This window comes from Bradyrhizobium acaciae, from assembly GCF_020889785.1.
Lineage (GTDB): Bacteria > Pseudomonadota > Alphaproteobacteria > Rhizobiales > Xanthobacteraceae > Bradyrhizobium > Bradyrhizobium acaciae.
This window is the reverse complement of record NZ_JACMYK010000019.1, coordinates 71,691-81,245: the sequence shown is the minus strand read 5'-3', so window position 1 is coordinate 81,245 and position 9,555 is coordinate 71,691. Positions and strand designations below refer to the sequence as shown.

The 9,555-nt window shown below is 65.3% G+C and carries 8 protein-coding genes; all 8 read right to left on the bottom strand.

Going from position 1 to position 9,555, the window contains the following annotated elements; genetic code table 11:
* Positions 1 to 857: ABC transporter ATP-binding protein (locus H8A92_RS11355; RefSeq protein ID WP_229195884.1), on the bottom strand; the 857-nt coding region annotated here is incomplete at its 3' end.
* On the bottom strand, positions 854 to 1,564 hold the full coding sequence (locus H8A92_RS11350; protein WP_229195883.1) for a DUF1028 domain-containing protein: 711 nt from the start codon (positions 1,562 to 1,564) through the stop codon (positions 854 to 856). The genes H8A92_RS11355 and H8A92_RS11350, both read right to left, overlap by 4 nt.
* A 245-nt stretch (positions 1,565 to 1,809) precedes the next feature.
* Positions 1,810 to 3,615, bottom strand: coding sequence for a gamma-glutamyltransferase family protein (locus tag H8A92_RS11345; RefSeq protein ID WP_229195882.1), 1,806 nt, complete (start codon positions 3,613 to 3,615; stop codon positions 1,810 to 1,812).
* A gap of 124 nt (positions 3,616 to 3,739) precedes the next feature.
* Positions 3,740 to 4,735 (bottom strand): ABC transporter ATP-binding protein, encoded by a 996-nt coding sequence (locus tag H8A92_RS11340; RefSeq protein ID WP_229195881.1) that lies wholly within the window; start codon positions 4,733 to 4,735, stop codon positions 3,740 to 3,742.
* Positions 4,732 to 5,715: an ABC transporter ATP-binding protein gene (locus H8A92_RS11335; protein WP_229195880.1), complete on the bottom strand. Its 984-nt coding sequence runs from the start codon at positions 5,713 to 5,715 to the stop codon at positions 4,732 to 4,734. Before H8A92_RS11335 ends, H8A92_RS11340 begins: the two co-directional genes overlap by 4 nt.
* Positions 5,712 to 6,671, bottom strand: coding sequence for an ABC transporter permease (locus H8A92_RS11330; RefSeq protein ID WP_229195879.1), 960 nt, complete (start codon positions 6,669 to 6,671; stop codon positions 5,712 to 5,714). Before H8A92_RS11330 ends, H8A92_RS11335 begins: the two co-directional genes overlap by 4 nt.
* Positions 6,672 to 6,682: 11 nt before the next feature.
* A complete protein-coding gene (locus H8A92_RS11325) occupies positions 6,683 to 7,663 on the bottom strand; it encodes an ABC transporter permease (RefSeq protein WP_163153021.1) in 981 nt (326 codons plus the stop codon).
* A gap of 103 nt (positions 7,664 to 7,766) precedes the next feature.
* Positions 7,767 to 9,365 carry an ABC transporter substrate-binding protein gene (locus H8A92_RS11320; RefSeq protein WP_229195878.1) on the bottom strand — a complete coding sequence of 533 codons (1,599 nt, stop codon included), beginning with the start codon at positions 9,363 to 9,365 and terminating at the stop codon, positions 7,767 to 7,769.
* Positions 9,366 to 9,555: the final 190 nt, after the last annotated feature.

Genomic DNA, 9,555 nt, shown 5'->3' with positions numbered 1-9,555 from the left:
GCCGGCGGGTTTGCCATGTTCGGCACCATGCCCTCGATGGTCGCAAGATGGCTGGTGCGGCGATCGAGCCGCGGGATCGAGCCGAGCAGGCCGACCGTGTAGGGATGCTGCGGATTGGCAAACAGCTCATCGACCGGGGCGCGCTCGACGATCTCGCCCGCATACATCACCGCGACCTCGTCGCAGACTTCGGCGACGACGCCGAGATCGTGGGTGATCAGGATGATCGCCGCACCACTCGCGGCCTTCAGCTCGCGCATCAGATCGAGGATCTGCGCCTGCAGCGTGACGTCGAGTGCGGTGGTCGGCTCGTCGGCGATCAGGAGCTGCGGGTCGCAGGCCAGCGCCATCGCGATCATCACGCGCTGGCGCATGCCGCCGGACAGCTTGTGCGGATATTCGTCGATGCGTTTCTCGGGCGAGGGGATATGCACGCGGCGCAGCAGCTCGACGGTGCGCTCGCGCGCCGCGCGCCGCGAGCCGCCGCGGTGGCGCAAAATCGTCTCGGTGATCTGGTCGCCGATGGTTAAGCTCGGGTTGAGCGAGGTCATCGGCTCCTGGAAGATCATGGCGAGGCGATTGCCGCGCAGGTCGCGCAGCGTCGCGTCCGGCACGTCGAGCAGGTCGAAGCCGTCGAACCGGATCGCGCCGGACACCGCGGCGGATTGCTTCGGCAACAGCCCCATGATCGCGAGCGAGGTCACGCTCTTGCCGCAGCCGGACTCGCCGACTAGGCCGAGGGTCGCGCCGTTGGCGACGGAGAGATCGACGCTGTCGACGGCGCGCGTGGTGCGGCCGTCGTCGCCGTGGAAGGTGACGCGCAGGCCCTCGATCTCGATCAGCGGGCCGGCGGTCATTCGCCGCTCTTGGTTGCCGCGGCGATGGCGGCCTCGATCCTGGCGCGATCGCTGGTTCCGGCCGGGTTGGCGCGGGTCGGCATGAAGTCCCGGAACGGCACCCAGTGCTCGCGGCTGACGGCTTCCAGCCGCTCCAGCTCGCGCAGGGGATCGGCGTGGTCGTCGACCCGCAGATCCAGCGCCGGCCATTCCTCGGTGTCGTGGATCAGAAGCGCAGCGGACTGCTTGCCGCGCTTGTCGCCGCCGGCCGCTTCGCCGGCGAGCATCGCCTTGATCAGCCGTTCCGCGAACGGCAGCGTTTCGTTCGCTCCGTAGACGCGCGCGGTCTCGTCGAGCACCGCAGGTCCGGCCAGCATGTTGCCGGCGATCGAAAATCCGTCGCCGGCGATATGGCCGAACCAGTCGATGCAATCCTTGCCGGAGTGGGCGGCGATCCGGCCCTTGGCATCCACGACATGCACCTGCCGGCTGTCGCGGCTGTTGTCAGGCGCGAGCAGCGCCGAGATCACCTCATGCGGGGTCTTGCCGTCGCGCAGCAGCGCGAGGCCGTCGATGCCGTAATAGGGATTGACCAGCGCCTGCGTCGCAACGGCGCCGATCCCGGGTGCAATGTGCGGCACGAGAGCGCCAACCGCGAAGAACCGCGTCGCGACGGCGATGCCGAGCTGGCCGGTGGTGCTGTCGCGGGCGACGATCGACCAGGTCATCTCACCTCTCTTCTCCCTCTCCCCGCTCTTTGCGGGGTCGAGACGAGCGAAGCTCGCTCTTAGAGGGTTGGGGTGAGGGGCTTGTTCCGCGATGACGGCGCAAATCGAGTACGCGGAGATTCCCCCTCACCCGGAATTCAAGCTGGGCTTGAATTCCGACCTCTCCCCGCAAGCGGGGCGAGGTGGATTTGGAGGCTTGCTCTGCGATCCGACGCGAAGTCATCATGCTGTGCGATCGTCTTGTCTTAGCGGCCTGCGGCGTAGCCCTGCATGCCGCGCGGGTTGGCGGCGGCGCGGCGGCGGGGGCCGACCTTCGAGGCCGCAGTGAGCCGGCCTTCTGACCAATCGGGGCCAATCTCGACCACATGGCCGCGGCGTTTCAATTCGTCGATGGTCGATTTCGGCACGCGATTTTCCAGCACCAGCACGCCGGGCCGCGATGTGCGCGGCCAGAACGAGATCGGGAAATGCTCGGAGTGCCAGGCCGGTGCGTCGATCGCCTCCTGCAAATTAAGCTTGGCGTGGACGTGGCGCAGGAAGAACTGGGTGATCCACTGGTCCTGCTGGTCGCCGCCCGGCGAACCCCAGGCGAGATATGGCTCGCCATCGCGCAGCGCCATGGTCGGCGACAGCGTGGTGCGCGGCCGCTTGCCCGGCGCCAGCGAGGCCGGGTGGTTCTCCTCCAGCCAGAACATCTGGGCGCGGCTGCCGAGGCAGAAGCCGAGCTCGGGAATCACCGGCGAGGATTGCAGCCAGCCGCCCGACGGGGTCCCCGAGATCATGTTGCCGGCCTTGTCGATGATGTCGAAATGCACGGTATCGCCGCGCACCTCGCCGAACCGGCCGACGGTCGGCTCGCCCGCGCCCATGGCGCCGACTGCTTCGCGATGCCCTTCGGCATGCCGCAATTTGACGACGCCACCGAAGCCTTCGACCGAGCCGGGGCGGAAGTCGAGCGAAGCCTTGTCCCTTGAGATCAGCTTGCGCCGTTCGTTGTTGTAGGCATCGGACAGCAGCGTCTCGATCGGGATGTTCGTGAATTTCGGGTCGCCATAAAACGTCTCGCGATCTGCATAAGCGAGCTTGGCGGCTTCGATCTGCAGATGGATGAAGTCGGGGCCTGCGGGATCGAGCCCGTCGAGCTCAAAGCCCTTCAGCAGCGCGAGTTGCTGCAGCATCACCGGACCCTGGCTCCAGACCCCGGCTTTCTGCACGGTGTAGCGGCCGTAGTCGTAGGTGAGTGGCGCTTCGATGGTCGGCTGCCAGCACGCCATGTCGTCGGCCGACAGCACGCCGCGATGCGGCGAGCCGGAGACGTCCATCACCTCCTGGGTGCGGCAGAACTTGTCGATCGCTTCCGCGACGAAGCCCTTCGACCACGCCTGCCGCGCGCGCTCGATCTGTGCGGCGCGATCGCCGCCGGCGCTCTCGGCTTCAGCCAGGATGCGGGTGTAAGTCTCCGCGAGCTTCGTGTTGGTGAAGATGGTGCCGGGCTTCGGCACCTCGCCGTTGGGCAGATAAACATCGGCCGAGGTGGTCCAGTATTTCCGGAACAGTTGCTCGACGGTCTTGATGGTGGCCGACGCACGCTCGACCAGCGGATAGCCGTCGCGGGCATAGGCGATCGCGGGCTCGAGCACGTCGCGCAGCCTCAATGTGCCGTAGTCGCGCAGCAGCAGCATCCAGGATTCGAACGTGCCGGGCACGCAGGCGGCGAGCAGGCCGGTACCGGGCACCATTTCGAGGCCCTCGCTGCGGTAATGCGCGATCGTTGCCTTCGCGGGCGCCGGGCCCTGGCCGCAGATCACCTCGGTCTTGCCGCGCTTGACGTCGTGCACGATGATCGGCACGTCGCCGCCGGGGCCGTTCAGATGCGGCTCGACGACCTGCAACGTGAAGGCAGTTGCCACCCCCGCGTCAAAGGCGTTGCCGCCCTTCTCCAGCGTCGCCATGCCGACCGCGGTTGCAATCCAGTGCGTCGAGGTGACGACGCCGAAAGTGCCTTCGATCTCGGGCCGTGTGGTGAATGGATCGGGATTGACGTTGCTCATGGCTATTCACCGTTAGGCGGTTTGTTCTTCGATTTGTTCTGGCGCGACTTGCGCGCGCGCACTTGATCACAGCCGGGCTGGTATGCCAACCGCTTGGTGGACATGGCCGCTCCCATCCGCGTGATCATGCCGGAACGGCGGCGGCAGGGCTGTTGACGGCGTGGCAGGCGACGCCGTCGATCAGTTCCGGCGCCCTCTCGCAGCAGAGATCGAAGGCGAGGGGACAGCGCGGGTTGAACGCGCAGCCTGAGGGCGGATCGATCGGGTTGGGAATCTCGCCCTTGACCGGGATGCGCTGGCGGCCGGACATCGCAAGATCCGGAACCGCGCCGAGCAGCATCTTCGTGTACGGCATCCTCGGGTTCTCGAACAGTTTCCGGCCCTCGGCGATCTCGACGATGCGGCCGAGATACATCACGCCGATCCTGGTCGCCATGTGGCGGACAACTGCCAGATTGTGGCTGATGAACAGATAGGTCAGGCCGAACTTGTCCTGGAGGTCGCGCATCAGATTGAGGATCTGTGCCTGTACGGAGACGTCGAGCGCCGAGGTCGGCTCGTCGCAGACGATGAACTCGGCCTCGGACGCCAGTGCGCGGGCGATCGCGATGCGCTGGCGCTGGCCGCCGGAAAACTCGTGCGGGAATTTTTGGCCGTCGTCGGGGTGCAGGCCGACCAGCGAAAGCAATTCGCCGACCCTGGCCTTGATGTCGCGCTCGCCCTGGATCAGGTCGAAGGCGCGGATCGGCTCGGCGACGATGGCGGCGACCCGGTAGCGCGGATTGAGGCTCGCATAGGGATCCTGAAAAACCATCTGGATGCGCCGGCGCAGCCGGCGGCGCGCCTGGCCCTGCCGCGGATCGGTCATCGAGATGCCGTCGATGACGACTTCGCCCGAACTCGGCGGCAGCAGGCCGACGACCATGCGCGCAACAGTGGTCTTGCCGGAGCCGGATTCGCCGACCAGCGCAAAGGTCTCGCCGCGCTTGATGTCGAAGCTGACGCCGTCGACGGCTTTCAGAAGCTCGAGATGGCCACCTTCGAGCACGCGGTTGAGCCACGGCTTCGAGACGTCGAAGACGCGGCGCAGGTTCCTGACCTCGATCAACGTCCCGCTCATGCCGCGGTCTCCTTCGCGGGCTCGAACAGATGGCAGGCGACGGATTGCGTGCCCTGCCGGATCGGCTCGGGACGCTCGACGCAGCAGCGATCGAACGCAAACGCGCAGCGCGGATTGAACGGGCAGCCTGGCGGGATTGCCGACAGCCGCGGCATCGCGCCCGGGATCTGCACCAGGCGCTTGTCCTCGCCGGCGAGCGTCGGGATCGCGCCCATCAGGCCCTTGGCGTAGGGATGCAACGGATTGCGCACCACCTCCTGCACCGGGCCGATCTCGGCGATGCGGCCCGAATACATCACCGCGACGCGGTCGCAGGTCTCGGCGATCACGCCCATGTCGTGGGTCACCAGCATCACCGCGGTGCCGTGGTCGCGCCCGAGCCGCTTGATCAGCGCGATGATCTGCGCCTGCACCGAGACGTCGAGCGCGGTGGTCGGCTCGTCCGCGATGATCAATTCCGGCTCGGCACAGATCGCGAGTGCAATGACGACGCGCTGGCGCATGCCGCCGGAGAATTCATGCGGATAGCCGTCGATGCGCTTCTCCGGCGCGGGAATGCCTACCTCGGCCAATAGATCGATGGCGCGCCTGCGCGCGGCGCTTTCGCTTAAATTTGTGTGGGTGCGGATGGTTTCGATGATCTGATCGCCGATCCGGTAGAGCGGATTGAGGCTGGTCAGCGGATCCTGGAAGATCATGCCGATCCGCTTGCCCCTGACGCGGCGGATCTCCTCCGGGGAAAGATGGTCGATCCGCGTGCCCGACAGCTCGATCTCGCCGCCGGAGATGCGGCCGGGCGGATCGATCAGCCCGATCACGGCAAGGCCCGTGACCGACTTGCCGGCGCCGGACTCGCCGACCACGCCGAGCACCTCGCCCTTGGCGATCTCGAACGACACGCCGTTGATGGCGCGCAAGGTGGCGCGGCGGGTGACGAATTCCACCTCGAGGTTACGCACGGAAAGAACGGGTTGGGTCATCGGAGCTTCGGGTTGAGTGCGTCGCGCAGCCAGTCGCCGAGCAGGTTGATGGAGAGGATCAGGCCCGCGAGCGCAATGCCCGGGAAGGCGACGATCCACCATTCGCCGGCGAACAGATAGTTGTTGCCGATCCGGATCAGGGTGCCGAGCGACGGCATGGTGTCGGGCATGCCGGCGCCGAGGAACGACAGCGTCGCCTCGGTGATGATGGCCAGCGCGAGGTTGATGGTGGCGATCACCAGGATCGGTCCCATGGTGTTCGGCAGCACGTGGCGGAACATGATCTTCGGCGCCGGCAGGCCGATCAGCTGCGCCGCCGCGACATAGTCCTTGTTCTTCTCGACCATGACCGAGCCGCGCACGGTGCGGGCATATTGCACCCAGAAGCTGAGACCGATCGCGATCACGAGCACGCCGAGCGTGCTCATCTCGTCGAGCCGGTTGCCGAGCAGCGATTTGGCGACGCCGTTGACCAGCAGCGCGATCAGGATCGCGGGGAAGGTGAGCTGCACGTCGGCGATCCGCATGATCACGGTGTCGACCACGCCGCCGAAATAGCCGGCGATCAGGCCGAGGGCGATGCCGAGCGCGCCGGCGAACACCACGCCTGCGATGCCGACCGCAAGCGAGATGCGCAGGCCGTAAAGGATCGCCGAGAGCACGTCGCGGCCCTGCTCGTCGGTGCCGAGCAGGAACGGGCTCTGGCCATCGGCGGTCCACAGCGGCGCGATCCGCGAGTTGAGCAGCTGTAGTTGCGCCGGATCGAACGGATCCTGCACCGCTAGCCATGACGCAAAGATCGCCAGCAGGAAGAACAGCAGCGTGATGGAGGCTGCGACCATCGTCAGCCTGGAGCGGCGGAACGAATAGAAGATGTCGCTGTCGAGCGCGCGCCTGACCCAGCCGGCTGGTGCCTGGTGGTCTTGCGTGCGATCGGGGACGACGGCGTCGGACATGGTTTGGTCCCTCACGCCGCGCGGCCGACGGTCGACCGCAAGCGCGGATCGACTACGGTGTAGAGAATGTCGACCACGAGATTGATGGTGACGAAGATCAGCGAGACCATCAGGAGATACGCGGCCATGATCGGGATATCGACATTCTGCACGGCCTGCACGAACAGAAGCCCCATGCCCGGCCATTGGAACACGGTTTCGGTGATGATCGAGAAAGCAATAACCGAGCCAAACTGCAGGCCGGCCACCGTGATCACCGGAACCAGCGTGTTCTTCAGCGCGTGGCCGAAATGGATTGCGCGCGTGGTCAGCCCGCGGGCGCGGGCAAAGCGGATATAGTCGGTGCGCAGCACTTCCAGCATTTCGGCGCGCACCAGCCGCATGATCAGGGTCATCTGGAACAGCCCGAGCGTGATCGCCGGCATGATGATCGCCTTCCAGCCGGAGACGGTGAGGAGCCCGGTCGACCACCAGCCGAGCTTCACCACGTCGCCGCGGCCGAAGGAGGGCAGCCAGCCCAAGGTCACGGCGAACAGATAGATCAGCAGGATGCCGATCAGGAAGGTCGGCAGTGAGATGCCGATCAGCGATATCGCCTGGAATAATCTGGCCAGGATGGTGTCACGGCGCAGCGCCGAATAGACCCCCATCAGGATGCCGGCCACCATCGCAAAGATGGTGGCGACGATCGCAAGCTCCAGCGTCGCCGGCATGCGCTCGGCGAGCAGCGATGAGACCGGCAGCCGGAACTGGTAGGACACGCCGAACTTGAACTGCAGCGCATTGATGAAGTAGCGGCCGAACTGCACCAGCACGGGATCATCGAGGCCGAGCGACTGCCGGATCGAGGCGCGTTCCGCCGCCGAAGTGTCGATCGAGACGATCTGGTTTACCGGATCGCCGGCGAAGCGGAACATCGCGAACGCGATGATGCCGACGGCGAGCATGACGCCGATGGCCTGGAGGAAGCGGCGAAGAGTGAAAGCGAGCATCTCTACCTTTCACTGCTTTTGACAATTGGCGCGCGGCTTTGCGCGACCGGAAAACGCGAGGTCCCGGAAGCCTGCGCTTCCGGGACCCAATTCGCCGTAGCCACTATTCACCCTGTTTGGTCGCCCAGTACAGCAGCACCTGGTTGTCCGCGCGCTGGGTCAATTTGACTTTTTTCGACACGCCCCACACCAGCGGTTGCTGATGCAGCGGAATGTAGCCGTAATCCTTGATGACGATTTCGTAGGCCTGCTTGATCAACTGGTCGCGCTTGGCCGTGTCGCTCTCGACCAGGACCTTGTCGGTCAGCGCGTCGACTTCCTTGTTGCAATAGCCGCCGAGATTGGCCTCGCCCCGGGTGGAATCCTTCGGATCGTCACGGCAGCCGAGGATGTCGTGCAGCACGTTGTGCGAGTCTGAGGTCGCGGGCGTCCAGCCCAGCATGAAGAACGAGGTCTGGTAACCGCCGGGCTTCAGCACCTTGCCGAAATACTGCGCCTTCGGCTGCGCCAGCAGGTTCACCTTGACGCCGATGCGGGCCAGCATGCCGACCACCGCCTGGCAGATCGCCGCGTCGTTGACATAGCGGTCGTTCGGGCAATCCATCGTGACTTCGAAGCCGTTCGGATAGCCGGCCTCGGCCAGGAGCTTCTTGGCGCCTTCCGGATCGGGCTTCGGCCGGGTGAACTCCTTCGACAGCGGATAGAGCTCGGGGGCGATCATCAGGGCCGAGGGCGTCGACATGCCGCGCATCACGCGGGTCTTGATCAGGTCGACGTCGATCGTCTTGTAGAAGGCTTCGCGGACCTTGATGTCCTTGAACGGATTCTTGCCCTTGATGTTGGAATACAGCAGCTCGTCGCGGGCCATATCCATGCCGATGAAGATGGTGCGGATCTCCGGCGCGGTCATGACAGTGGCGACGCCGCTGGAATTGACGCGCTGGATGTCCTGCAGCGGAACCGGCTCGATGACATCGACTTCGCCCGAGAGCAATGCGGCGACGCGGGTGGCGTCGGAGCCGATCGGGGTGAAGACGATCTCCTTGAGATTATGCTCGGGCTTGCGCCAATAGCCCGGAAACGCCTTGAATACGGTCTTCACGCCGGGCTGATGGCTCTCGATCGTGAAGGCGCCGGTGCCGTTCTCGTGCAGCGCCGCGTAGCTCGGCGTGGTTGCGGAGGCCGGCGTCGGTGCGACCGAGTTGTTCTCCTCGCACCACTTCTTGTCCATGATGTACCAGCTATCCCATTGCGAGGTCAGGATGGGATTGGGCGAGTCCAGCGTCACGTCGACGGTGTAGTCGTCGACCTTGGTGAATTTGGCGTCGGCCGGGACGTTGCTGAGGAAATTGGAGCCCTTGGCGCGGACGCGGTCCGCGGAAAACAGCACGTCGTCGGCGGTGAAGGGGTCGCCATTGTGGAATTTCACGCCCTTGCGCAGATGGAAGCGCCATTTGGTCGGGCTCAGCGTCTCCCAGCTTTCCGCCAGTGCCGGAATGATCTTGAGGTCCTTGTCGCGCGCGGTGAGGCCCTCATAGACGTGGGCGTGGTGCGCGATCGTCGTGGTTTCCTTCAGCGTGTAGGGATCCAGCGACTTGAGCTCGCCCTGGTTGGCATACTTCAACGTCTGTGCCGATGCCGGCAAGGCAAAGGCGACCAGTGCGACGGCCGTCGCCGCAAACAAACTCCAACGTACCGACATGTGATCCCGCGTCCCCGTTTTTGTCCGCCGGCTGCTTTGTCCGGCTGGTATTATTGATGCATGTTGCCAGAGTTTACCGGCCGCGCAAGCGCGATTTCCCAAAGGGTTAACCTGTTCGCGCGGGTGCAGCGCAATGGCCGGGATTCGAGAGTAGGCTGTCGGCACGAACGCGAGACATTCGACTTTCGGA

Coding starts and splice junctions, on each gene's coding strand:
- H8A92_RS11350 (WP_229195883.1), bottom strand. CDS start 1,564: ATGACCTGGTCGATCGTCGCCCGCGACAGCACCACCGGCCAGCTCGGC.
- H8A92_RS11345 (WP_229195882.1), bottom strand. CDS start 3,615: ATGAGCAACGTCAATCCCGATCCATTCACCACACGGCCCGAGATCGAA.
- H8A92_RS11340 (WP_229195881.1), bottom strand. CDS start 4,735: ATGAGCGGGACGTTGATCGAGGTCAGGAACCTGCGCCGCGTCTTCGAC.
- H8A92_RS11335 (WP_229195880.1), bottom strand. CDS start 5,715: ATGACCCAACCCGTTCTTTCCGTGCGTAACCTCGAGGTGGAATTCGTC.
- H8A92_RS11330 (WP_229195879.1), bottom strand. CDS start 6,671: ATGTCCGACGCCGTCGTCCCCGATCGCACGCAAGACCACCAGGCACCA.
- H8A92_RS11325 (WP_163153021.1), bottom strand. CDS start 7,663: ATGCTCGCTTTCACTCTTCGCCGCTTCCTCCAGGCCATCGGCGTCATG.
- H8A92_RS11320 (WP_229195878.1), bottom strand. CDS start 9,365: ATGTCGGTACGTTGGAGTTTGTTTGCGGCGACGGCCGTCGCACTGGTC.